Source organism: Frigoribacterium sp. Leaf172 (assembly GCF_001424285.1).
GTDB lineage: Bacteria > Actinomycetota > Actinomycetes > Actinomycetales > Microbacteriaceae > Frigoribacterium.
Window position 1 is genome coordinate 239,421 of record NZ_LMPB01000001.1, and the last position, 22,244, is coordinate 261,664.

Below are 22,244 nucleotides of genomic sequence, written 5' to 3' on the forward strand. Positions count from 1 at the left end.
GCTCTCGTCGAGTGGGTGTTCCCCGCTGTGAACGAGATGCTGCCCACCCCCGACGTCACTGTGGAGAACCCATGACGCGCATCCTCGTCGTCGACAACTACGACAGCTTCGTCTACACGCTGAACGGCTACCTGCAGCAGCTCGGAGCCGAGACCGAGGTGGTCCGCAACGACTCGTTCGCCGGCCGCGACGCCGCCTCGCGCATCGCCGAGTACGACGCCGTGCTGCTCTCGCCCGGCCCCGGCACACCCGCCGCGGCCGGGGTGTCGATCGACGTCGTCAACGCCGCCCTCGAGACCGACAAGCCCCTCCTCGGCGTCTGCCTCGGGCACCAGGCCATCGCGGAGGCGCTGGGTGCGACGGTCACCCACGCCGAGGAGCTCATGCACGGCAAGACCTCGGCCGTGACGCACGACGAGAGCCCCTTCTACGACGGGGTGCCGCAGCCCTTCACGGCGACGCGGTACCACTCGCTCGCCGTCGTCGACGAGACCGTGCCGGGAGCCCTCGAGGTGACCTCGCGCACCACCGGCGGCATCATCATGGGTCTGCGGCACCGCAGCGCTCCCCTGTACGGCGTGCAGTTCCACCCCGAGTCGGTCCTCACCGAGGGCGGCTATCAGATGATCGGCAACTGGCTCGGCGAGGCCGGTCTGCCCGAGGCACGGACGACCGCCCGAGGGCTGTCACCGCTGCTCGATCTGAGCTGAGCCCGCCCGTCGGGTGCCGGGCGCAACCACCGGGCGCGACCACCGCTCGCGAGAGTCGGCGGTGAAAGCCCGCCGGCTCTCCGCGCGACGGGTCGAGAGCTCCAGCCGCGCGAGCCGATCGGGGGAGGTCGGCGGTGAAGAGCGGTGATCAGCCGCTGCAGACCCGCAGGGTGATCGGCGAGCCCTGGGCGTGATCGCCGGGTGCGAGGGTCTGGCCGGCGACGGCACCGCCCGTGCAGGCGGGATCGGGTTCGAGGGTGACCGGCAGCTGGAGCTGCTCGGCCAGTCGCGCGTTGGCGTCCGTCGTCGTCTCGCCGGTCACATCGGGCACGGTGACGAGGCCGTTCGAGACGACCAGGTCGACGGTGCTGCCCACGGCCACCTCGGCGTCGACCTCGGGATCGGCGGCCATCACGGCGCCCTCCGGCACGTCGGGCGAGTAGTCGGTGGTCTGCTGACCCTGGGTGAAGCCCTCGTCGGAGAGCGTCTGCCACGCCTCGTCGATCTGCGAGCCGACGACGTCGGGCACCGCGGACAGCTGCGGACCCGTCGACACGGTCACCGTGACCCTCGTCTCGAGCGGCACGGACATGCCGGAGGAGGGATCCGTCGAGACGATGTCGCCGGCGGCGACGGTGTCGTCGGGCATCTCGGCGCGCGTGACCTCGAGACCCAGTTCGTCGAGGCGAGCCGAACCGTCGTCGTAGCTGACCCCCACGAGATCGGGGATGCGGGCGGACTGCGAGTTCTCGACGACGGGCGGTGCCAGGTTCACCACCCAGAAGACCACGGCGATGATGACGATCGCGACCAGGACGATGCCCGCCCAGATCCAGGCGACCGGGGGCCGGGTCTGGGTGCGCTGGGGGCGGTCGTTGTCGTCGGACGCGAGCTCTTTCAGGGCGCCTTCGCTGCCGGCGGCGGTCGCCGGGTTGACGCCGAAGAGCGTCGAACCCGAGTGCGACGAGGGCAGACGACGGGTCGGCGCCCGGCCCTCGGCCGCCGCCTCGACGTCGGCACGGAAGTCCGCTGCGGTCTGGAACCGTTCGAAGCGGTCCTTCGCCAGGGCGTGCAGGACGACCGCGTCGAGCGCCGGCGAGACCGCGGGCACGATCGTGCTCGGCGGCACCGGCGGCTCGCTCACGTGCTGGTAGGCGACGGCGACCGGCGACTCGCCCCGGAAGGGCGGACGGCCGGTCAGCAGCTCGAAGAGCAGGACGCCGGTGGAGTAGAGGTCCGTCCGGGCGTCGACCGTCTCGCCGCGCGCCTGCTCGGGGCTGAAGTACTGGGCGGTGCCGAGGATCGAGGTCGTCTGCGCCACCGTCGCCGACGAGTCGGAGATGGCCCGCGCGATGCCGAAGTCCATGACCTTGACCTCGCCGGCGTGGTTGATCATCACGTTGCCCGGCTTGATGTCGCGATGCACGACCCCGGCGCGATGCGAGTACTCGAGGGCGGTCAGGATGCCCCGGGTGATGCGCATCGCCTCGGCGGGATCCATCGGGCCCTCGGCGACGATGTCCTTGAGGAGTCGGCCCTCGACGTACTCCATGACGATGAAGGGGACCTGCACCTCGTGGCCGTTGGCCGAGCGCACGGTCTCCTCGCCGGCGTCGAAGACGCGGACGATGGTGGGGTGCGCCATGCGGGCCGCCGCCTGGGCCTCTTGGCGGAAACGCGTGCGGAAGGCCGGATCGGTCGCCAGTGCGGGCTTCATCAGCTTGATCGCGATGCGCCGACCGAGTCGGGCGTCTGTGCCGACGTGCACGTCGGCCATGCCGCCTCGACCGATGCGCTCACCGATCTGATACCGGTTGGCGAGGAGGTGGATGCTCTCTCTCACGCCTTCGACCACGCCGTACACTCCCTCACGAAACCGTGAACTCGGAACACACGGTCGCAGCAAGTGTACTTGGCCGTCTGGCCCCAGATCGGGTGCCGGGGTCCGTCCTGGGGATGATTGTCGCCGCTTCGTGACCGCGGCCCCGGAGGGCCGCGGTCACGGGGTTCAGCCCTGGGCGGGGGGCGTCTCGGACGGCGTCGTCTCGGTCGGCTCCTGAGACGGCTCCTGGGCCACCGGCGACGCCGTGAGCGTCACGCCGGGTGACGCGTCGGAGGCGAGCTCGCCGCAGTTCGCGAGGTAGGCGACGGTGACGTTGCCGGGCGTGGACGAGACGACCTGGATCGAGGTCACGTTGGCGCCGACGGCTCCGCCCGTCTGACCCGACGTGTCGGTTCCGCCCGAGACCGAGTACGAGTACCCGGTCAGCGAGTAGCCCGTGGGGCAGCCCGCGTAGGACTCCCAGGTGATCGTCGCGGGGGTCGCGCCGTCGGCCGGGATCTCCGAGGGGGACGCGCTCGGCGACCCGGGCTGGGTCGGCTGGGGCGCCTCCTGGTAGATCAGGATCGTGACGGTGCTGCCCTTGCGGACGTTCCCGCTCGGGTTGACGCTGGCGACCGTTCCGACGTCCTCGCTGTTCGGCGGTGCGGCCGAGCTGGGCCCCGAGTCGACGACGAGACCGAGCGACTCGAGCGCCGAGCGCGCCTGAGCCTCGGTCATGCCGACGAAGTCGCCGGCCACGACGTTGACCGTGTCGGGCGTCGGCGTCGTCGTGGGAGTCGGGGTGGGCGTCTCGGAGGGCGGCGGTGTCGAAGCGGTCGACGACGGGGGCCGGGACGAGGTCTCGGACGGCGACGGCTCGTTCGACGACAGAGCGAAGGCGATCACGGCGATCGCGCCGGCCAGCACGAGGACGCCGAGCACGATGAGCGGCCAGAACCAGGGGCTGCGCTGCTTGCGCTCGTCGTCGAGGTCGTCGTCGTGCAGGGCGTCCGGGTCGGCGGAGCCGGGCGTGTACGGGCCCGTCACGGCCGCACCGGCACCCGTGGCGTTCGGGTTGAAGAGCTGCGTCGTGGCGTCCTGTGCGGCGAAGGCACGGGTCGCGTCGTCGGCGGCGAGGGCGGCGGCACCGGCCGCGCCGATGGCGGGCACGGCGACCGTGGCGGCGGCGACGTCGCCACGGCGGAGGGCCCGAGCGGCCTGGGCCAGTGCCGACGCCGTGGCCGGACGCTCGCCCGGCTTCTTCGAGATGCACGACATGACCAGACGTCGCACCGGCTCGGAGACGGTCGACGGGAGATCCGGCGGCTGTTCGTTGATCTGGGCCATGGCGATGGCGACCTGCGACTCGCCCGTGAACGGGCGTCGACCGGCGAGAGCCTCGTAGGCGACGATGCCGAGCGAGTAGATGTCGGTGCTCGGCGAGGCGGGGTGACCGCTGGCCTGCTCGGGCGAGAGGTACTGCACGGTGCCCATCACCTGACCGGTCGCGGTCAGCGGCACCTGGTCGGCGATGCGGGCGATGCCGAAGTCGGTGATCTTCACGCGGCCGTCGGGCGTGACGAGGAGGTTGCCGGGCTTGATGTCGCGGTGCACGAGGCCTGCGGCGTGGGCGGCCTGGAGAGCGGACGCGGTCTGCGCGACGATGTCGAGCACCTTGTCGGTCGGCAGGACGCGATCGCGCTCGAGCACGGTCGACAGGGCCTCGCCGGGGACCAGCTCCATGACGAGGTACGCGCTGCCCTCTTCTTCGCCGTAGTCGAAGACGTTGGCGATGCCCTCGTGATTGACGAGGGCGGCGTGCCGGGCCTCGGCGCGGAAGCGCTCGAGGAACCCCGGGTCGCCCAGGTACTCGTCCTTCAGGATCTTGATGGCGACGGTGCGCCCGATGACGAGGTCGGTCGCCTCCCAGACCTCGCCCATGCCGCCGATGGCGACACGGGTCGACAGCTGGTAACGCCCACCGAAGGTGATTCCGCCCGAAGGTCTCATTTGTTCAGCACCGCCTCAATGACTCTCTTCGCGATTGGTGACGCGACACTGTTTCCGAACGCGGACTGGCCCTGCCCGCCGCCGTTCTCGACGACGACCGCGACGGCGACCTCGGGGTCGGCGGCCGGTGCGAAGCCGGTGAACCACAGCGTGTACGGCTCGCCCACGCCGTTCTCCGCCGTGCCCGTCTTGCCGGCCACGTCGACCCCGCTAATTCTTGCATTGCTGGCCGCACCGTCGGCGACGTCGTCGACCATCATGTCGGTCATCGTCGCCGCGGTGTCGGAGCTGATCGGATCGCCGTACTCGGTGGGCGAGAAGTCCTCCACCGGGCTGAGATCGGGGTTCAGCACGCTGTCGATCAGGGTCGGGTCCATCTGCGTGCCGCCGTTGGCGATCGCCGCGGACACCATCGCCATCTGCAGGGGCGTGACGCGGTCGCTGCCCTGGCCGAACGACTGGAGCATGAGCGCGGCGTCGCTGATCTCGGCGCCGTCGGCGTCCTCGATCGGGAACTGGCTGGGCGTCACCGACTGCGGGATCGTGATCGAGTCGTCGTCGAAGCCGAACGCCTGAGCCTGCTCCTTCAGCGCGTCGGCGCCGAGCGCCCGACCGAGCTGAGCCATCGGGATGTTGCACGACAGGCGGAGCGCCGTGGCGATGCTCGCCTCGTCACCGCCGCCGCAGCTGCCGCCCTCGGCGTTGTTGATGTCGGTCGACGTGCCCGGCAGGGTGAGCCTCGAGGGGTTGGGGAACGTGCTCTCGGGGGTGTAGTCGCCGCTCTCGAGAGCCGCCGCGACGGTGATGAGCTTGAAGGTCGAGCCCGGCACGTAGAGGTCGCCCTCGATGGCCTTGTTCTGCAGCGGGTCGGAGGGATCGGCGACGAGGGCGTCGTAGGCGGCCTTGACCGCCGCGCTGTCGTGGCTCGCCAACGGGTTGGGGTCGTAGCTCTGCTTCGACACCATGGCGAGGATCCTGCCGGTCGAGGGCTCGACCGCCACGATCGAACCGTCGTTGCCGCCGAGCGCGTCGTACGCGGCCTGCTGCACCGTCGGGTCGAGCGTCAGGTTGACGGTCGCGCCCTCGGGGGACTGCCCGGTCAGCAGCGAGTTCATCTGCTCGAAGAACTGGGAGTTGGCGTTGCCCGTCAGGTACTCGTTCATGGAGTCCTCGATGCCGCGGGCGCCCTGACCGAGCGTGTAGTACCCGGTCACCGGGGCGTAGAGGTCGGGCTGCGGGTACGAGCGCTGGTACTTGTAGACGTCGTCGACCGGGTCGGACTGCGCGACGGGCTCGCCGCCCACGAGGATCGGTCCGCGCTGGGCCGAGTAGCTCGCCAGCAGGGCGCGGGAGTTGCGCGGGTCGGCCCGCAGCGACTCGGCCTGGAACGTCGTGATGTACGTGCTCGACACGAACAGCGCGACGAACATCGCCAGCACGACGAGGCTCACGCGTCTCAGTTCTTTGTTCATCAGCCGATCACCAGCCTGGGTTGGTTGCGCACCGAGTCGGACAGCCGCAGCAGCAGAGCCACGATGATCCAGTTCGCCACGAGGGACGATCCGCCGGCGGCCATGAAGGGCGCCGTCAGACCGGTCAGGGGGATGACGCGCGTCACGCCGCCCATGACCACGAAGACCTGGAGGGCGATGACGAAGGCCAGGCCGACGCCGAGCATGCGCCCGAAGTCGTCCTGCCCGACGAAGCCGATGCGGAAGCCGCGCGACACGAGCAGGAGGTAGAGGGCCAGGATCGCGAAGATGCCGGCCAGGCCGAGCTCCTCGCCGAGCGAGGCGAAGATGTAGTCGCTCTCGGCGAGCGGCGTCGTCTGCGGGCGCCCCTGGCCGAGTCCGGTGCCGATCAGCCCGCCGTTCGCGAAGCCGAACAGGCCCGAGACCAGCTGGAAGGACCCGCCGTCGGCGCTGTACTCGGCCGGGTCGAACGGGTTCAGCCAGGCAGCGAACCGGCCCTGGACGTAGCCCAGGAACGTCGAGGCCACCAGCGCCCCGCCGAGGAACAGCGTCAGACCGAGCACGATCCAGCTGGCCCGCCCCGTGCCCACGTAGATCATCACGAGGAACAGGCCGAAGTAGAGCAGCGAGGTGCCGAGGTCGCGCTGGAAGATCAGGACGCCCATGGCGACCAGCCAGACGATGAGGATCGGCCCGAGGTCGCGCGGTCGCGGGAACCGCATGCCGAGGATCTTGGGCCCCATCAGCGAGAGGTTGTCGCGGGCCGTCACCAGGTAGCCGGCGAAGAAGATCGCCAGCGTGATCTTGCCGATCTCGCCCGGCTGGAACGAGAACGGACCGATGTCGATCCAGACGCGGGCGTTCAGGCCCTCGCGACCGAGTCCGGGGATGAGCGGCAGCAGCAGGAGCACGATCGACACGAACATGGCGATGTACCGGTAGCGCGAGAGGATGCGGTAGTTGCGGATCACGATCAGCGCGATGAGCGCGATGACCATGGCCATCGCCGTCCACACGATCTGCTTGATGCCGAAGGCCTCCCAGCCCGACCGGCCGTACGCGAGGTCGATGCGGTAGATCATCGCGATGCCGATGCCGTTCAGGGCGAGCCCGATCGGCAGGATGAACGGGTCGGCCTCGCGCGCGACCACGCGGAGCACGAGATGGAAGATCAGACCCAGGCCGAGCACGGCCGAGCCGGCGATCAGGACGCTCGTGTCGATCTCGTCGGTCGCGCCCAGCTGGACCAGGACGACCGCGCCGGCGCAGATCCCGCATGCGATGAGCAGCATCAGCAGCTCGAGGTTGCGGAGCCGGGCGGGCTGCCGCAGACGGATGGTGATGGCCTGCGTCAGACTGGTGGGCTCGACGGGTGCGGGGCGGGAGGCCTTCGCGGACCCTCGCGCGCCTCCTGGAGGACGACCGATCAGCTCGGTCGACGTGTCGTCACCGGGTGCTGGCATCGGTCAACCTCTCGACGATGGCACGGGCATCGGCCAGGGAACGGGCGTTGATGGTGTCCTCGACGGTCTGCTGCGTGTAGTTCGGCAGATCGGAGACCTCGAGGTCCGTCTCTTCGAGGACGCTCGACAACGCGATCGGGCCGAGCGTCTGCTGCACGCCCTTGTAGATGACGACCGTGCCCTCCCGCTCGCCCACGTAGTAGTGGTCCTGAGTCCACTGGTAGGTGAGCACGAGACCCGCCACGAGCGCGCCGATCGCGACCACGAGGGCCGCCAGCCAGGTGATGCGGCGACGCCGGCGACGCCGTCTGTCTTCGGCGATGAGCTCGGCGAGGTACTCGTCGGACTCGGGCTCGAAGTGGCTGTCTTCGGGGGTCGTCGCGACCTTCAACGGGTGGAGCAGGATCGTCGGCAGCCGGAGCGACTTGCGGCCCGTCTCGCCCTCGAACGTGAGAGGGACGGCGGCGGAGCCCACGGTCACCGGGGGCTCGACCGACGAGTCGCCCGACTCGTCGACGTCGACGATGACGACCGTGACGTTGTCGGGGGCGCCGTGGTCGAGGGTCTCCTTCACCAGACGACGAGCCGTCTGATCGGGGTCGAGACCGGCGGCCAGGGCCTTCTTGATGCGCTCTTCGGCGAGATAGCTGCTGAGACCGTCGGAGCAGATGAGCCACCGGTCGCCGGGCTGCGTGCCGAGGATGGCCGTGTCGATCTCGGGCGCCGCGTCGACGTCGCCGAGCACGCGCATGAGCACGCTGCGGCGGGGGTGCACCGCCGCCTCCTCGGCCGTGATGCGACCGCTGTCGACCAGACGCTGGACGAACGTGTGATCGGCGGTGATCTGACTGAGCTCGCCCTCGCGCCACAGGTAGATGCGCGAGTCGCCGATGTGCGCGATGGCCATGCTGTCGCCGACGCGCAGCATCGCGCTGACGGTCGTGCCCATGCCCGTGAGCTCCTGGTGCTCGAACACGGTCTCGGCGAGCAGCTGATTCGCGGCGATCAGCGACGACTGGAGCGCGAACTCGGCATCGCCGGGCGAGCTGTACTGCTTGTCGGTCTCGCGGATGCGACGGATCGCGATGGCCGAGGCGACGTCGCCGCCGGCATGACCGCCCATCCCGTCGGCGACCACGAACAGCCGACCTCCGGCGTAGCCGCTGTCTTGGTTGTTCGAGCGGATCTTGCCCACATTGGACAGAGCCGCGCTCTTGGGATGCGTCATCGGGCGCTTACCGTCGCAGCTCGAAGCTCGTCTGGCCGATCGTCACCGTGGAGCCGACGGGCACCGGCGTGGGGACCGTGACACGTTCGCCCGCGAGGAACGTGCCGTTCGTGGAGTCGAGGTCCTGGATGACCCAGCGACCGTTCCACAGCATGAGACGGGCGTGATGCGTCGAGGTGTAGTCGTCGCGGATCACGAGATTGCTCTCTTGAGACCGGCCGATCGTCAGCGGGCCGTCGGACAGGGGCATCTCGAGCCCCGCCTTCGCGCCCTTCGTGATGACCAGCCGACGCGCGGCCGGATCGCCGCCCGGCGAAGGCGCCGCCGGAGCGGCGGACGCGGGCTGAGCGCGAGGCGCGGCGGGAGCGGGAGGTGCGGCGGGGGCTGCGCTCATCTGGCCCGGCTGCTGGTCGGCCGGCAGCTTGCGCGCCCGCTGGCCGAACAGATCGGACCGGAGCGCGAACACGATGGCGAAGACGAACAGCCACAGGACCGCCAGGAAGCCGAAGCGCAACGCCAGGAGAGTGAGCTCACTCGTCATCGTCGGCCCCCCGAGACGTCGGGCCCGGAGAAGGGGTCGGGCGTCGCTGAGAGGGGGAGCACCCGGAACACGATACGCGTACGACCGATCTGGATCGTCGAATCGGGCAGGAGGGGGGCCTTCGAGAAGGGCTCGCCGTTCAGCTTCGAGCCGTTCGTCGAGCCGAGATCGCGGACCTGCGCCCGGTCGCCGTCCCACAGGATCTCGACGTGCCGCCGCGAGGTGCCGGTGTCCTGGATGGTGATGTCGGCGTCGGAGCCGCGACCGATGACGGTCCGCTGGCCGCGGAGCACATGGCGCTGACCGTCGATGTCGACGACCGGTCGCCACGAGACCTCCTCGCCGCGGACGTTGCGCGAGTCGACGGCCATGATGCCGATGCTCAGCGAGTCGTCCTCGCGGAGGCGGATGCTGACCGGACCGGCGAAGTGATACCCCTGCGCGGTGGCATGACGCTGCGTCAGCTGAGTGAGCTCGTCGATCAGCGACGACCCGATCGCCGCCATCTTCTCGTAGTCCATCGGCGCGAGACGCACCAGCAGCTCGTTGGGCACGAGGATGCGGTCACGCGAGACCACCGCGGCCTTCGTGTCGAGCTCGCGCCGCAGGGCGTTCGTCAGCTCGAGAGGTTGCACGCCCGAACGGAACGTCTTGGCGAAGGCGCCGTTGACGGCGCGCTCCAGCCCGCGTTCGAAGTTGTCGAGCAGTCCCATGTCTCTCCAGGGTCGGGTCTCAGGTCGCCCGATCTTAGCCGGAACGGGTGGCATGTTCTCACGAGTGCGAAGCGGGAGGCCTCGTTCATGCTAGTGTTTTCGAGTTCGCGCGAGTGGCGGAATTGGCAGACGCGCTGGCTTCAGGTGCCAGTGCTCGAAAGGGCGTGGGGGTTCAAGTCCCCCCTCGCGCACGAACGAATTGGCTCTCCCCTACGGGAGGGCCAATTGTTCTCTGTGCTCATGGTGCGCCGCCGCTGCTGCGGCGCACGAATGAAGATGGCTCTCCCTATCGGGAGGGCCATTTCGTTCTCTGTGCTCATGGGGGGCGCCGTCTGTGCGGTCGGTGAGCCGCGCCTCCTAGGGGAGGGGGGCGATGAGGTGGGGGCCGTTGTTGCGGACCGAGTTCGCGTCTCGGGAGACCTCGTGATGCACGAGGTCGTGCGCGATCTCGTGCGAGTCCCGGTCGAGCAGCTCGAGCAGCTCGGTCGTGCCGAGGTGATCCCCCAGCCAGTCGTCGTACGAGTCGGGCGTCAGGCAGGCCGGCATGCGATCGTGCACCTCGCCCGGCGCGACGTGAGCATCGCGCGTGATGATGGACATCGACAGCATCCACCTGTCGGGGTCGTCGTCGGCCCTGGACGGGTCCGGCCACGCGCTCGCGACCGCGGCCATGGCCAGCCCCGCCTCCGGCTGGTGGATGTAGTGCGGCTGCTTGCCCGTCTCGGTCACGACCCACTCGTAGTACCCGAGGGCGGGGACGATGCAGCGGGCCTGCGCGAACGGCCGACGGAACATCCCGCTCGTCGCGACGGTCTCGATGCGGGCGTTGATCGGCTGCGGGCGCCGCTTCAGATCCGGGTACCACGAGGGCACCATGCCCCAGCGGACGAGCGGCATCTCGCGCTCGCCGTGCCGCTCGCGCACCACCGGGACCCGCGTCGTCGGCGCGACGTTGAAGTCGTCGGGGACGGGCCCCAGACCCTCGAGCAGCGAGGGCAGCAGATCCGACGTGGCTCGGGCGATGACGTAGCGGCCGCACATGGGCTCAGTCTGCTCTTCCGTCGCCTCGGCGGTGGTGGTTCACTGGGGCGCAGCGGTCGCGGACACGACCCGGGCCGCACGTTCGGCCTCCCGGGGCCTCGACGAGACGAGGGTGACCATGTCCGACTCGCAACTGCACGGCTACGTCGTCGCGGGCGTCGTCCCGGGGAGCGGGGAGGCGGTGGTCGCCCGGGCGGTGGAGTTCGCCGCCCGCTTCGGCACCGGTCTCGTCTGCGTGATCGTCGAGCCCGACCGCGTCGCGTTCACCGAGGGGATCGACGGCACGGTGCTCTCGTACCCGCTCGAATCCGACGAGCTCGACGGACCGCCCGTCTTCGACGCCGAGCTGGAGGCGCTTCTCCGCCCGATCGCCGAGGCCCGCGGCGTCCCGCTCGCCACACGCGCCCTCACCGGAGAGCCCGCCCACTGCCTCGGCCGCTTCGCCGACCGCATCGGCGCGCCGATGATCGTCGTGGGCAGCCGCGAGGCCGGCCTGCGGGGCAGCCTCCGCGAGTTCTTCGCCGGCTCGGTGGCGCTGCATCTGACCCATCGCCAGCAGCTGCCCGTCGTGGTCGTACCGCTGTCGCCGGTCACCCGGTCGGAGCGCCTGCCGTGGGAGCACGAGCTGTAGCGGGCCTCGGAGAGGCTCGCGTCAGGCGTGCGTCGCGCGCTCGTGGTCGGCGTGATCGGCCGGCTCGAGCTGGAACGTCGCGTGCTCGACCTCGAAGTGCGCGGCCAGGCACCGGTCGAGCGAGTCGAGGGTCTCGTCGACCCGCATGTCGCAGAACACCTCGCGCTCGACGACGACGTGCGCCGAGAAGACCGTCGCCCCGCTCGTGATCTGCCAGGCGTGCACGTCGTGGGCCGAGACGACGCCGGGCGTCTCGGTGATGTGCGCGCGGATGTCGTCGAGGTCGATGTCGCCCGGCGCCGAGCCGAACAGCACCCGGAGCGCCTCGCGCAGCAGCGACCAGGCGCGCGGCGCGATCATCGCGGCGATGATCAGCGACCCCACCGAGTCGGCCTGCACGAAGCCCGTGGTCAGGACGACGACCGAGGCCACGACGACGGCGACCGAGCCGAGCAGGTCGCCCAGCACCTCGAGATACGCGCCCCGCATGTTGATCGAGTGCGACGCCCCGCCCCTCAGCACGAGCAGCGCCACGACGTTGGTCGCCCCGCCGATCACGCCGACGACGAGCATCGGCAGACCGAGCACCTCGTGATCCGACGGGGTCAGCAGCCGCCCGACGGCCGCGACGGCCACCGAGATCGAGACGGCGACCAGCACGAGGCCGTTCACGGCCGCGGCGAACACCTCGGCCCGCCGGTACCCGTACGTCTGCCGCCCGCTGGCGGGTCTCGCCGCCACGATCGTCGCCGCGAGGGCCACGACGAGACCCGCGAGATCGGAGAACATGTGACCCGAGTCGGCCAGCAGGGCGAGCGAGCCCGAGACGAGCGCGCCGGTCAGCTGCGCGACGAGTCCGAGGGCGATGACGATGATCGCCAGCTTCAGTCGACGCCCGTCGGCCGCCATGTGACCGTGCTGGTGGTCGTGCGCCATGCTGTGCTCTTTCGGGGTGTCGGGCGGCTCGAGCCGTCGGCCCGGTCGCGGGTCGTCGGTGATCGCCTCCCCCGAGAGTAGCCCGGGCCACCGACGTCGGACAGCTCTCGGGCCCAGTCGATAACGACTCTCGATCCCCGGAACGACGCGGATCCGAGCCGGGGAGGCGCGGGTGGCGGAACACGGAGGGCGCGACCGCGGTTGGCTGAGTCATGGACTCGACCCGCGCCTCCTCGGCCTCCCCCCGCCCCGTCGCCGTGACCGGGGCCACCGGCGCCCTCGGAGGGCGGGTGGCGGCCTCCCTCGCCGCCGACGGCGTGCCGTTGCGCCTCGTCGTCCGCGACGCCGCGCGCGCGCCGTCGCTCGGCGACCACGTCGACGTGGCCGTCGCCTCGTACGCCGACCGCGCCGCCGCCCGGGCGGCGCTCGAGGGCGTCGAGACGCTCTTCATGGTCTCGGCGGCCGAAGCGGTCGACCGGCTCGACCAGCACCGCGCCTTCGTCGACGCCGCGGCCGAGGCGGGCGTACGGCACGTCGTCTACACGTCGTTCCAGGGCGCGGCCCCCGACGCCGTCTTCACGCTCGCCCGCGACCACGCCGCCACCGAGCAGCACCTGCTGGCGTCGGGCATGGCGACGACGTTCCTCCGCGACTCGTTCTACCTCGACGCCCTGATCGACTTCGCCGACGCCGACGGGGTGCTCCGCGGGCCGGCCGGTGCGGGGCGGGTCGCCGCCGTCGCCCGCACCGACGTGGCGGACGCGGCGGCCGCCGTGCTGCGCGACCCGGCGGCGCACCGGGGCGCGACCTACGACCTGACCGGACCGGAGGCGCTGACGCTCGCCGAGCTCGCCGCCCGTCTGTCGACCGCGACGGGCCGCGACCACGTCTTCGTCGACGAGACGCTGGACGAGGCCTACGCGTCGCGTGCGGCCTGGCGACCCGAGCCGTGGATGGCCGACGCCTGGGTCAGCACCTACACGTCGATCGCCTCGGGCGAGGTGGCGGGCGTCTCGCGTGCGGTGCGCGACCTCACGGGGCGCGAGCCGCTGACGCTCGAGCAGGTCGTCGCCGCGCGCTGAGGCCGTCGTCGGCTGCTGAGCGGTGGGGCGGTGGGGTGGTGCTACCGTACCCGCCGCGACGACAGCACGCCGCTGACCCCGAGCACCAGCGTCGCCGCGAACACGCCGAGCATCGGCGCCTGCCAGTTGCCCGTCGCATCGTGCAGACCGCCGATGGCGAGGGGCCCGAGCGCCGCGATCGCGTAGCCGCCGCCCTGCACGAGGGCCGAGAGCCGCCGGGCGTCGGTGTCGGTCGTCGCCATGCGCACGATGACGATGAAGATGATGGTGATGCCGCCGCCCTGGGCCGCGCCGCCGAAGATCGACCAGAGCAGCCAGTGCTCGGGGGCGAAGAGCAGGCCGAGGGGCATGACCGTCCAGAACAGGCTGATCAGGGCGATGACCACGGCGGGGCGCAGCTTCAGCGCGAGCACCGGCACGCCGAGGGCGCCGACCACCGCGAGGATCTGGAAGACCGACGAGCTGGCGCCCGCGGCCTCGCGGGTGAGGCCGATCTCGTCGCGCAGCAGCGTCGGCATCCAGGCCGTGAGCCCGTAGTACCCGAACGCCTGACCGGAGAACGCCAGGGTGAGGCCCCAGGTCGTCCAGCGCCTCAGGAGCGGGGGGCGTGCGGCCTCGGCGCGGCGTTCGGCGTCGGCCGCCGCCGCGCGCTCGTCGACGACGGGGATGCCGCCGGTCAGCACGTCGGACGCGTCGCCCTCGGACGAGGAGGCGCGGCCCGTGTGGACCGGACCGGTCGCCGAACCGAGGCGCGCGCCCCGCAGAGCGACCCGCGGACCGACGGCGATCGACCAGACGACGCCGGCCAGGACCGCCAGCAGTCCCCAGGTGAGCAGGGCCAGAGGCCAGCCGACGACCGAGGCGATGGGCGCGGTGCCGAGCGAGGTGATCATCGACCCGACGTTGAGCGCCGACGTGTAGATGCCGGTCACGAAGCCGCCGCGCTCGGGCGAGAAGTCGCGCTTGATGACGACGGGCAGCACGACGTTGCCGATCGTGATGGCCACGCCGATGACGATGGTGCCGGCGTAGAGCCAGAACGAGCTGCCCAGCGTGCGGATGACGGTGCCGGCGAGCACGCCCGCGAGTCCGAGGGTCACGGCCAGCTCGGGGCCGACCCTGCCGATGAGAGCGGAGGCGGCCGGGCTCGCGACGGCGAAGCAGAGCACCGGGATGCTCGTCAGGAGGCCCGCCACCACGGCGGTGAGACCGAGGTCGCCGATCATCTGGTCGAGCACCGGCGCGGTGGCCACGATGGGCCCGCGCAGGTTGATCGCGATCAGGATGATCGCGAGGGTCAGCAGCCAGGCGGCGGGCGACCGCGCGACGGTGCCCGCGCGAGGGCTCACGCCGCGCCGCGCAGCAGGGTGACGCCCAGCAGGGCGGCGAGCTCGTCGACGTCGGCGGCCACCGCGACCGAGCCGGCGTACTCGAGCTCGTCGCCGTAGCCCCAGCCCGCCATGATGGTCGGCACGCCGTGGACGGCGGCGCCCTCGACGTCGTGGTGCCGGTCGCCGATCAGCACGGGGCGCGACAGGTCGACGCCGCGGGCGTCGAGCCGGCGGAGGGCCTCGGCCACGACGTCGGCCTTCGTATTGCGCACCTCGTCGTCGGAGGCGCCCGTGATGACGTCGAGGTAGCGGTCGAGACCGTTGACCTGCAGGATGCGCGTGGCGGGGGTCTCCGGCTTCGACGTCGCCGTGGAGGTGGGGATGCCGGCGGCGTGCACGGCGGCCATCAGATCGGGGACCCCGGGGTAGATGGGGCTGCCGAGGGCGCCGGTCTCGAGGTAGTGCGCACGATAGAGGCGCATGGCCTCGACGAGCCGGTCGCCGGTCAGGCCCAGACGCACCTCGAAGCTCTGCGGGAGGGGCGGGCCGACCCAGGCGATCAGCTCGTCGGGCGAGGGCACGGGCAGCCCGAGGGCCTCGATGGTGTGCGCGAGGCTGGCCGTGATGGCGGGCGCCGAATCGGCGATGGTGCCGTCGAGGTCGTAGAGGACGGCGGTGTAGGGGAGAGTCATCCCCCTCAGCTTAGGCACCGGGACCACCCCCGGGGAGGCGCGCCGTGGGCGGGTGGGGACGCCCGTCAGGCCACGGGGCCCAGCGGCCAGGTGGTCGCGGGCAGGGAGCGCGGGCCGGAGGCCGCGGTGCGACCCCGGCTCGGCGCGGTCGACCCGGGTCGACGGGCGGGTCGTGCGGAGTCGGTCCGCCCACGGGGCGTCGAGGGGACGATCGCGACGTCGTCGCGGACGACGCTCGGGAAGGAGCCCGAGATGGACTCGAACAGAGGCGTCGCCTCTCGCTGGGAGAGGATCTGATCGAAGATGGGCGAGGTCACGGGAGCCTCCGAGGGTTGCGGGCTGGGGAAGAGCGGGACATGAGAAATGTTACGCTCATATTCCGCCCGCGCAAGGGGTCGGCTGATGTATTTCGGATCGGCCCCCGCGCCCCTGTTCTCGGGGATGGGGCTCAGAACAGTCGCGAGTGCGAGTCGTCGAGGCCCCGCATCGCGTCGTAGTCGAGCAGCAGCGTGCGGATGCCCCGGTCGTGCGCCAGGGTGCGCGCCTGGGGCTTGATCTCTTGAGCGGCGAAGACGCCGGTCACCGGCGCGAGGTGCGGATCGCGGTTCATCAGCTCGAGGTAGCGGGTCAGCTGCTCGACGCCGTCGATGTCCCCGCGGCGCTTCAGCTCGACCGCCACCGCGCCTCCGGAGGCATCGCGCGCGAGGATGTCGACCGGGCCGATCGCCGTCATGTACTCGCGCCGGACCAGCGTGTGGCCCTCGCCGAGGAGCTCGATCTGCTCGGCGAGGAGCTTCTGCAGATCGGCCTCGACGCCGTCCTTCGTGAGGCCCGGGTCGAAGCCCATCTCGTGGCTGGAGTCGTGCAGGACCTCGTGGATCGAGACCACGAGGATGTCGGCCGTCTTCGCCTGGGTGACCTTCCAGAGCTCGACGACCCCCGCCTCCTGCTGGTCGGCGTCGGCCTCGAGGATGCTGATCGAGCACGGCGGGCTCATCCAGTTCAGCGGCTTGTAGCTGCCGCCGTCGGAGTGCACGAGCAGGCTGCCGTCGCTCTTGATCATGAGCAGGCGCGTGGCCAGCGGCAGGTGGGCCGAGAGTCGCCCGGCGTAGTCGACGGAGCAACGGGCAATGACGAGACGCACCCGACGATCCTAGGCGGGGAGGCGCGGGTCGGGCGACAGCGTCGGCGTCGGGCGATCGGTCCGCCTCTCCTGCTGGGCGCTTGACAGAGTGTGAAATGCGAAATATGTTCATGACACCGCGAGGAGCGGCCCGAGCACCAGCACCAGACCCCGGAGGAACCCATGTCGACCACGCTGCCCGCCACCGCTCAGGACTCGCCCGCGACGAACGGCCGGTCGGGGATCGGCGTCGCCGCGGACGCCCTGCTGATCGACCTCGCGACGGGCCGCCACACCCCGGGCGACGTCCTCGACGACTCGGCCGTCGCCCGGGAGCTCGGCGTGAGCCTCGGCGAGGTGCGCCGCTCGATCGACGTGCTCTGCCGCATCGGGGTGCTCCTGCGGGCGCCGTTCGGCCGCGACGCAGTGGTCGGTCTGCCTGCCTACAGCGTCACGACCCTCCTGCGGCGTCTCGGGGGCGCCATGGAGATCGCGCTCGCTCGCGGGCCGCAGGTCGAGGACCTCCCCGAGCCGCGACCGGGCGCCACCCTCGCCGACCGGTTCGGGCTCGAGTCTCCCCTCGACATCGCTCGACTCGTCGAGCTGGCCGACCCGCTGTTCGGACTGTTCGACGACGACGAGGCCGCACGACTCGACCGCGAGGTCGTCGGCCCCCTCTCGGTGCTCGCCAGCATCGACGCGCTGCGGGTGCACGACTCGCGCCCCGCCCTCCCGGACGACCTCCGCGCCCGCATCGTCGACGAGATCGAGGCGGCCGTGCACTACGGCGAGTGGCGCTCGATCCCGGGCCTGATGGCCGACTTCGGCATCGCGTTCGCACCCGACCAGCCGTAGGGGGGGCGCCCCGCGGGCACCGCTAGGCTGCACCACCATGAGCCCGGCAGAGAAGCCCGACGTCGGCAGGCCGACGCTCGCCGCCGTGGCACGTGCCGCGGGCGTCTCGGCCTCCACCGCCTCCCTCGCCTTCAGCGGAGCCGGCCCCGTCTCGCCGGCGACCCGCGACCGGGTCCTGGCCGCCGCCGCCGAGCTCGGCTACGGCGGACCCGACCCCCGGGCGCGATCGCTGCGACGCGGTCGCTCGGGCATCGTCGGGGCCGTGATCGAGTCGAGTCTCAGCGACGCCTTCCGGGATCCCGTCAACGTGGCCATGCTCGACGGCCTGGCCGACGTCACCGGACCGGCGGACTACTCGCTCCTGCTGCTCACGGAGACCGGGCCCGAGCGGTCTCGCCTGATCGACGCTCCGCTCGACGCCGTGGTGCTCTTCGGCTGCAGTCTCCGACTCGACGAGTCGGTCGCCGTCGTGCGACGGCGGGGCATCCCGGTCGTGTCCATCGAGGCGCGGGCGATGGAGGGCGTGCTCGACATCGGTCTCGACAACCTCGACGCGTCGCGGACGCTCGCTCGGCATCTGCACGATCTCGGACACCGCCGCGTCGCCGTCGTGTCGCTCCAGCTCGGACCCACCCGGGCGCTCGGACCGATCACCGACGAGCGGGTCGCCTCGGGGACGACCTACATCGCCCTGCAGCGTCTCGCCGGGGTCCGCGAGGTCTTCGGTCGGGTCGGGGGAGTCGTCACGGAGGGCAGCTGGACGTCGGAGGGGTACCGGGCCGGACTGGCCCTGCTCGACGTCGCACCCGCCGATCGGCCGACGGCCGTCATCGCGCAGAGCGACCTGCTCGCGTCGGGGGTCATCGCGGCCGCCGCCGAGCTCGGCCTCGAGGTGCCGCGCGATCTCAGCGTCGTCGGCTTCGACGGCATCCGTCTCGACGACCCCCGGGCGGCGGACCTCACGACGATGCGTCAGCCGGCGGTCGAGAAGGGTCGCGCGGCCGGACGGGCGCTGCTCGACCTGCTGTCGGGGGCGCCCGTCGAGTCGACGTCGTTCACGAGCACGTTCCGACGCGGGTCGACGACCGGGCCGCCGCCGCTCCCGGCGGACTGACCGGGCGAGACGAGAGCGACCCCCCGCCGATCGGCGSGGSGGAGGCGTCAGGCGGCGGGAGTCGCCAGGACGCCCTCGAGGGCCTTGTCGGCCTCTTCGGCGGTGGTGTTCAACGCAAGGGCCAGCTCGGAGACGAGGATCTGCCGGGCGCGGCCCAGCATGCTCTTCTCGCCGGCGGAGATGCCCTTGTCCTGATCGCGACGCCAGACGTCGCGGACGACCTCGGCGACCTTGTAGACGTCACCGCTCGTCATCTTCTCCTGGTTGCTCTTGTAGCGACGCGACCAGTTGCCGGCCTCCTCGACCTCGGAGGTGCGGAGCACGTCGTAGACGCGCTCGACGCCGGCCTGGTCGATGACCTCGCGGACGCCGATGTCGGTGGCGTTGCCCGTGGGGATCTGGATGACGAGCTCGCTCGTGTGCACGCGCAGCGACATGTACTCGGTGGGCGAGCCCTTGATGTTCTTGGTCGTCAGGTCGGTGATCGTGACGGCGCCGTGGTGCGGGTAGACCAGCGTCGTGCCGACTTCGTATGTCGTGGCCATGGTCTAGTGCGCCGCGTCGTAAGCGTCGCGGACGGCGGCGGCGATGCGGCCGCGGTCGGACACGTCGTGCCCGTTCGCCTTGGCCCACTCGCGGATCTTCTGCAGATCGTCGCCGTTCGACCGGGTCGAGCCGCTGCGCGCCGGGGCCTTGCGACCGGTTCGGCGGGCCGCGCCGGTGAAGGGGGCCAGGGCCTCGGTGAGCTCGTCGACGTGCGCGTCGCTCAGGTCGATCTCGTACGAGACGCCGTCGAGCGTCAGCGAGACGGTCTTGCCCTCGCCGTCGGCGATGGGGGTGCCGTCGATGTCATCGACGAGCTGGATGAGTGTTTTCTGGGCCAACGGAGTCTCCTGAAAAAACAATGGAAAGCGCCGAAGATAAACGTGCGACGGCGTGCTAGGGAACAAGTGTAATTCATGCGTGTCTGTATGACATCCCTAAAGCACTCGGCAGGCCGTCGCGCGAACGCCGATCGTTTATGCGGACGCATTCACGAGTGACCGGGAATGCCTTTCACCACCGCGCGAGGGTGTCGCGCGGATACTCTCCGAAGCGCTTCGCGTACGACGCCGAGAACCGACCGAGATTGCCGAATCCCCATCGACGCGCGACGTCGGCGACGAAGCCCGCGGCCGGATCGGCCGCGAGGAGATCCTGCCGGGCCCGGTCGAGACGGACGTGCCGGAGGTACGTCGTCGGGCTCGAGCCGAGGTGCTTGTTCATGAGCTGCTGCAGCGTGCGCGTGTGGACCCCGGCCGCCGTCGCGATGTCGCCCGCCGAGATCGGCTGGTCGGCGAAGGCGTGCACGTACTCGGCGGCCTGGCGGAGCTTGCGGGTCTGCTCGGTCCGCAGCTCCTCGGGGACGTCGACGGCCTGCCACGGGAACAGGTCGAGGAGGGCGTGCGCCAGCGAGACCTGCGCCGAGTGGCGGGCCAGGGGCTTCGTCGTGTCGCCCACGACGAGCGGAGTCGCCGCGCCGAGCGCCTTCTGCCAGGCGGCGAGTCCGGCGGCGTCGGGCACCGCGTCGTAGTCGAACACGATGCGCTGGCGCGGGCCACCGTGCCTCTCGGTCGCGACGTCCTCCAGGAAGTCGGCGCCGAGATGCACGATCCCGTGATGGTGCGGGGTCATCGTGAACGAGTACGAGGTCTCGCTCGGGGTCAGGAACGGCCGTCCGACGACGCTCGTCAGCTGGCCGCCGGGGTGGTCGATGGTCACCTCGCCGCTGCGGAACCACGACACGACGTAGTCCTTCGACCACGGGATCACGCCCTGCAGATGTCCGGTGAACGATCCCGTCTGCACGCTGAGCCGCTCGTCGCCCGCCGAGGCGAATCGGAATGAGAAGGGCTCGTCCGCGAGGCGCGCACGGAACTGACGACCGTCGAGAGAGGTCTCGAGGCTGTGTCGCGCCTCCTCGATGTCGTCGCCGGTGACCTGGAAGCGGTCGAAGCCGCCGGGGGTCTGGCCCGGCTCGGGCCGGGGCGTCCCGCTCGGCAGGTAGGTGGTGGTCATGAGGTCTCCTGGTCCTGAGCGTCTCGCACCGGTGCTGGTGGGGCACGCGGCTGCATCATCAGGACGTGTCCCGGAGGCCGAACGTCACGAAACCGACGACGACGGCCCACCTTCCACGGTCGCAAATCTCGGCGGCATGCGCTCTCCCCCGAACGCGGGTCGTCGAGGTAGCGTCGGCCGCAGCGCGAGAACGCCCGGGCACCGAACGAGAGAGAGCGTCACCATGAGCGGAGCCGTCGTCGTCCACGACGCCGTGCTGATCGACGCCGCGGGCCGACGACCCGGCTGGATCCGCGTCGAGGACGGGGTGATCGCGGCCGTCGCCCAGGGCGCGGGTCGGCCCGAGGGAGCGACCGGTGGGGCGACGGGTCTGCCCGGCGCGTCGGCTGACGGTCCCTCGACATCGACGGCGCGCGTGATCGACGCCGGGGGTCGCGTCGTCGCCCCGGGTTTCGTCGACCTGCACGGACACGGCGCGGCCGGCCTGTCGTACGACGACGACGCCGACCTCTCGGCCGCGCTCGCGCACCACCGTCGACACGGGACGACGCGGCAGGTGCTGAGCCTCGTCTCGGCGCCACCCGCCCGACTGGAGGCGGCGCTCGGGCGCATCGCGGCGCTCGCGGCCACGGATCCGCTCGTGCTCGGCTCGCACCTCGAGGGGCCGTTCCTCGCCGCCTCGCATAAGGGCGCGCACGACGAGAGCGCGCTCGCGACGCCGACCGCCGAGACCGTCGACCGGCTGCTCGGAGCGGCGGACGGGAGCCTGCGGATGATCACGCTGGCACCCGAGCTCGACGGGGCCGCGGACGCGCTGCGGCGATTCGCCGACGCCGGGGTGGTCGTCGCCCTCGGGCACACGGCGGCGGACCACGACCTCGCGCTCGACGCCTTCGCCCGGGGCGCGCGCGCCCTCACCCACGCCTTCAACGCCATGCCGCCCCTGCTCCATCGCGACCCCGGCCCCGTGCTCGCCGCCGTCGACGCGGGCGCCGTGCTCGAGCTGATCGTCGACGGGGTGCACGTGCATCCGTCGGTCTGGCGGGCGGTCTTCGCGCTCGCACCGGGCCGGGTGGCGCTCGTCACGGACTCGATGTCGGCGACGGGCTGCGCCGACGGGTCGTACCGGCTCGGCGGGCTCGACGTCGTGGTGGCCGCCGGGGAGGCGCGGCTCGCCGACTCGGGAGCGCTCGCCGGGTCGGTGCTCACGCAGGACGTCGCCCTGCGGCTCGCCGTCGGGTCGGGCGTCGACCCCGTCGCGGCGATCACGGCGCTGACGCGCACCCCGGCCGACCTGCTCGGCCGCGGCGATTTCGGGCGGCTCGAGGTCGGGGCGCGGGGCGACCTCGTCGTGCTCGGCGACGACTGGTCGCCCGACGTGGTCGTGGCGGAGGGCGAGGTGCTGTTCGAGCGAGGATGATC

General features: G+C 71.4%; 22 protein-coding genes and 1 tRNA gene. 7 read left to right on the forward strand and 16 right to left on the reverse strand.

Annotated features, from left to right (window positions below):
* Positions 1-71: 71 nt before the first annotated feature.
* A complete protein-coding gene (locus ASF89_RS01110; RefSeq protein ID WP_055799058.1) occupies positions 72-710 on the forward strand; it encodes an aminodeoxychorismate/anthranilate synthase component II in 639 nt (212 codons plus the stop codon).
* 148 nt (positions 711-858) lie between these two features.
* Here the strand turns inward: ASF89_RS01110 and pknB are convergent, their stop codons facing one another.
* The 7 genes from pknB to ASF89_RS01145 all read right to left on the reverse strand — a co-directional run bounded on the left by pknB (position 859) and on the right by ASF89_RS01145 (position 9,959).
* Positions 859-2,553 (reverse strand): Stk1 family PASTA domain-containing Ser/Thr kinase, encoded by a 1,695-nt coding sequence (gene pknB / locus ASF89_RS01115; protein WP_255354961.1) that lies wholly within the window; start codon positions 2,551-2,553, stop codon positions 859-861.
* Positions 2,554-2,718: 165 nt separating this feature from the next.
* On the reverse strand, positions 2,719-4,542 hold the full coding sequence (locus ASF89_RS01120; RefSeq protein ID WP_055799061.1) for a protein kinase: 1,824 nt from the start codon (positions 4,540-4,542) through the stop codon (positions 2,719-2,721).
* Positions 4,539-6,014 (reverse strand): penicillin-binding protein 2, encoded by a 1,476-nt coding sequence (locus ASF89_RS01125; protein ID WP_055799064.1) that lies wholly within the window; start codon positions 6,012-6,014, stop codon positions 4,539-4,541. Before ASF89_RS01125 ends, ASF89_RS01120 begins: the two co-directional genes overlap by 4 nt.
* Positions 6,014-7,477, reverse strand: a complete 1,464-nt coding sequence (locus tag ASF89_RS01130) for an FtsW/RodA/SpoVE family cell cycle protein (RefSeq protein WP_082489690.1) — start codon at positions 7,475-7,477, stop codon at positions 6,014-6,016. The genes ASF89_RS01125 and ASF89_RS01130 overlap by 1 nt, the downstream gene beginning before the upstream one ends.
* On the reverse strand, positions 7,461-8,705 hold the full coding sequence (locus tag ASF89_RS01135; RefSeq protein WP_055799066.1) for a PP2C family serine/threonine-protein phosphatase: 1,245 nt from the start codon (positions 8,703-8,705) through the stop codon (positions 7,461-7,463). Before ASF89_RS01135 ends, ASF89_RS01130 begins: the two co-directional genes overlap by 17 nt.
* A 7-nt stretch (positions 8,706-8,712) precedes the next feature.
* Positions 8,713-9,246, reverse strand: coding sequence for an FHA domain-containing protein (locus tag ASF89_RS01140; protein ID WP_055799069.1), 534 nt, complete (start codon positions 9,244-9,246; stop codon positions 8,713-8,715).
* Complete coding sequence (locus tag ASF89_RS01145; RefSeq protein WP_055799072.1) at positions 9,243-9,959, reverse strand: DUF3662 and FHA domain-containing protein; 717 nt, start codon at positions 9,957-9,959, stop codon at positions 9,243-9,245. Before ASF89_RS01145 ends, ASF89_RS01140 begins: the two co-directional genes overlap by 4 nt.
* Positions 9,960-10,066: 107 nt before the next feature.
* Between ASF89_RS01145 and ASF89_RS01150 the strand changes: the two genes are divergently transcribed.
* Positions 10,067-10,150, forward strand: a tRNA-Leu gene (locus ASF89_RS01150).
* Between the two features lie 166 nt (positions 10,151-10,316).
* Here the strand turns inward: ASF89_RS01150 and ASF89_RS01155 are convergent.
* Positions 10,317-11,000 (reverse strand): SOS response-associated peptidase, encoded by a 684-nt coding sequence (locus tag ASF89_RS01155; protein WP_055799076.1) that lies wholly within the window; start codon positions 10,998-11,000, stop codon positions 10,317-10,319.
* Positions 11,001-11,118: 118 nt separating this feature from the next.
* Here ASF89_RS01155 and ASF89_RS01160 point away from each other — a divergent pair, with 118 nt between their 5' ends.
* On the forward strand, positions 11,119-11,631 hold the full coding sequence (locus tag ASF89_RS01160; RefSeq protein ID WP_055811297.1) for a universal stress protein: 513 nt from the start codon (positions 11,119-11,121) through the stop codon (positions 11,629-11,631).
* A 21-nt stretch (positions 11,632-11,652) separates the two neighbouring features.
* Here ASF89_RS01160 and ASF89_RS01165 read toward each other — a convergent pair whose 3' ends face one another.
* Complete coding sequence (locus ASF89_RS01165; RefSeq protein ID WP_055799082.1) at positions 11,653-12,567, reverse strand: cation diffusion facilitator family transporter; 915 nt, start codon at positions 12,565-12,567, stop codon at positions 11,653-11,655.
* A gap of 212 nt (positions 12,568-12,779) precedes the next feature.
* On the opposite strand from ASF89_RS01165, the gene ASF89_RS01170 reads away from it, so the two are divergent.
* Positions 12,780-13,649, forward strand: a complete 870-nt coding sequence (locus tag ASF89_RS01170) for an NAD(P)H-binding protein (RefSeq protein WP_055799085.1) — start codon at positions 12,780-12,782, stop codon at positions 13,647-13,649.
* Between the two features lie 41 nt (positions 13,650-13,690).
* Here ASF89_RS01170 and ASF89_RS01175 read toward each other — a convergent pair whose 3' ends face one another.
* The 4 genes from ASF89_RS01175 to nucS form a co-directional block, all read right to left on the reverse strand.
* Complete coding sequence (locus tag ASF89_RS01175; RefSeq protein ID WP_055811300.1) at positions 13,691-14,998, reverse strand: CynX/NimT family MFS transporter; 1,308 nt, start codon at positions 14,996-14,998, stop codon at positions 13,691-13,693.
* A complete protein-coding gene (locus tag ASF89_RS01180) occupies positions 14,995-15,672 on the reverse strand; it encodes an HAD hydrolase-like protein (RefSeq protein WP_055811302.1) in 678 nt (225 codons plus the stop codon). The genes ASF89_RS01175 and ASF89_RS01180 overlap by 4 nt, the downstream gene beginning before the upstream one ends.
* A 65-nt stretch (positions 15,673-15,737) precedes the next feature.
* Positions 15,738-15,989: a hypothetical protein gene (locus ASF89_RS01185; protein ID WP_055799095.1), complete on the reverse strand. Its 252-nt coding sequence runs from the start codon at positions 15,987-15,989 to the stop codon at positions 15,738-15,740.
* Positions 15,990-16,120: 131 nt separating this feature from the next.
* Positions 16,121-16,816 carry an endonuclease NucS gene (nucS, locus tag ASF89_RS01190; RefSeq protein WP_055799099.1) on the reverse strand — a complete coding sequence of 232 codons (696 nt, stop codon included), beginning with the start codon at positions 16,814-16,816 and terminating at the stop codon, positions 16,121-16,123.
* 162 nt (positions 16,817-16,978) lie between these two features.
* Here nucS and ASF89_RS01195 point away from each other — a divergent pair, with 162 nt between their 5' ends.
* Positions 16,979-17,650, forward strand: coding sequence for a GntR family transcriptional regulator (locus ASF89_RS01195; RefSeq protein ID WP_055811303.1), 672 nt, complete (start codon positions 16,979-16,981; stop codon positions 17,648-17,650).
* Positions 17,651-17,687: 37 nt separating this feature from the next.
* On the forward strand, positions 17,688-18,764 hold the full coding sequence (locus ASF89_RS01200; protein WP_055811306.1) for a LacI family DNA-binding transcriptional regulator: 1,077 nt from the start codon (positions 17,688-17,690) through the stop codon (positions 18,762-18,764).
* Between the two features lie 47 nt (positions 18,765-18,811).
* Here the strand turns inward: ASF89_RS01200 and ASF89_RS01205 are convergent, their stop codons facing one another.
* The 3 genes from ASF89_RS01205 to ASF89_RS01215 all read right to left on the reverse strand — a co-directional run bounded on the left by ASF89_RS01205 (position 18,812) and on the right by ASF89_RS01215 (position 20,822).
* Positions 18,812-19,309, reverse strand: coding sequence for a CarD family transcriptional regulator (locus ASF89_RS01205; RefSeq protein WP_055799108.1), 498 nt, complete (start codon positions 19,307-19,309; stop codon positions 18,812-18,814).
* A 3-nt stretch (positions 19,310-19,312) separates the two neighbouring features.
* Positions 19,313-19,648: an Lsr2 family protein gene (locus ASF89_RS01210; protein ID WP_055799111.1), complete on the reverse strand. Its 336-nt coding sequence runs from the start codon at positions 19,646-19,648 to the stop codon at positions 19,313-19,315.
* Between the two features lie 172 nt (positions 19,649-19,820).
* On the reverse strand, positions 19,821-20,822 hold the full coding sequence (locus tag ASF89_RS01215) for a helix-turn-helix domain-containing protein (protein WP_055811309.1): 1,002 nt from the start codon (positions 20,820-20,822) through the stop codon (positions 19,821-19,823).
* 223 nt (positions 20,823-21,045) lie between these two features.
* Here ASF89_RS01215 and ASF89_RS01220 point away from each other — a divergent pair, with 223 nt between their 5' ends.
* Entirely contained in the window at positions 21,046-22,242 is a 1,197-nt protein-coding gene (locus tag ASF89_RS01220; RefSeq protein WP_055811313.1) for an N-acetylglucosamine-6-phosphate deacetylase, read from the forward strand.
* Positions 22,243-22,244: the final 2 nt, after the last annotated feature.

Bases quoted from the DNA above. Each gene is read 5' to 3' on its own strand.
- ASF89_RS01140 (WP_055799069.1), bottom strand. From the start codon at position 9,246: ATGACGAGTGAGCTCACTCTCCTGGCGTTGCGCTTCGGCTTCCTGGCG.
- ASF89_RS01125 (WP_055799064.1), bottom strand. From the start codon at position 6,014: ATGAACAAAGAACTGAGACGCGTGAGCCTCGTCGTGCTGGCGATGTTC.
- ASF89_RS01120 (WP_055799061.1), bottom strand. From the start codon at position 4,542: ATGAGACCTTCGGGCGGAATCACCTTCGGTGGGCGTTACCAGCTGTCG.
- ASF89_RS01130 (WP_082489690.1), bottom strand. From the start codon at position 7,477: ATGCCAGCACCCGGTGACGACACGTCGACCGAGCTGATCGGTCGTCCT.
- ASF89_RS01205 (WP_055799108.1), bottom strand. From the start codon at position 19,309: ATGGCCACGACATACGAAGTCGGCACGACGCTGGTCTACCCGCACCAC.
- ASF89_RS01200 (WP_055811306.1), top strand. From the start codon at position 17,688: ATGAGCCCGGCAGAGAAGCCCGACGTCGGCAGGCCGACGCTCGCCGCC.
- ASF89_RS01220 (WP_055811313.1), top strand. From the start codon at position 21,046: ATGAGCGGAGCCGTCGTCGTCCACGACGCCGTGCTGATCGACGCCGCG.
- ASF89_RS01135 (WP_055799066.1), bottom strand. From the start codon at position 8,705: ATGACGCATCCCAAGAGCGCGGCTCTGTCCAATGTGGGCAAGATCCGC.
- ASF89_RS01215 (WP_055811309.1), bottom strand. From the start codon at position 20,822: ATGACCACCACCTACCTGCCGAGCGGGACGCCCCGGCCCGAGCCGGGC.
- ASF89_RS01145 (WP_055799072.1), bottom strand. From the start codon at position 9,959: ATGGGACTGCTCGACAACTTCGAACGCGGGCTGGAGCGCGCCGTCAAC.
- ASF89_RS01180 (WP_055811302.1), bottom strand. From the start codon at position 15,672: ATGACTCTCCCCTACACCGCCGTCCTCTACGACCTCGACGGCACCATC.
- ASF89_RS01110 (WP_055799058.1), top strand. From the start codon at position 72: ATGACGCGCATCCTCGTCGTCGACAACTACGACAGCTTCGTCTACACG.
- ASF89_RS01155 (WP_055799076.1), bottom strand. From the start codon at position 11,000: ATGTGCGGCCGCTACGTCATCGCCCGAGCCACGTCGGATCTGCTGCCC.
- ASF89_RS01195 (WP_055811303.1), top strand. From the start codon at position 16,979: ATGTCGACCACGCTGCCCGCCACCGCTCAGGACTCGCCCGCGACGAAC.
- ASF89_RS01165 (WP_055799082.1), bottom strand. From the start codon at position 12,567: ATGGCGCACGACCACCAGCACGGTCACATGGCGGCCGACGGGCGTCGA.
- ASF89_RS01170 (WP_055799085.1), top strand. From the start codon at position 12,780: ATGGACTCGACCCGCGCCTCCTCGGCCTCCCCCCGCCCCGTCGCCGTG.
- ASF89_RS01160 (WP_055811297.1), top strand. From the start codon at position 11,119: ATGTCCGACTCGCAACTGCACGGCTACGTCGTCGCGGGCGTCGTCCCG.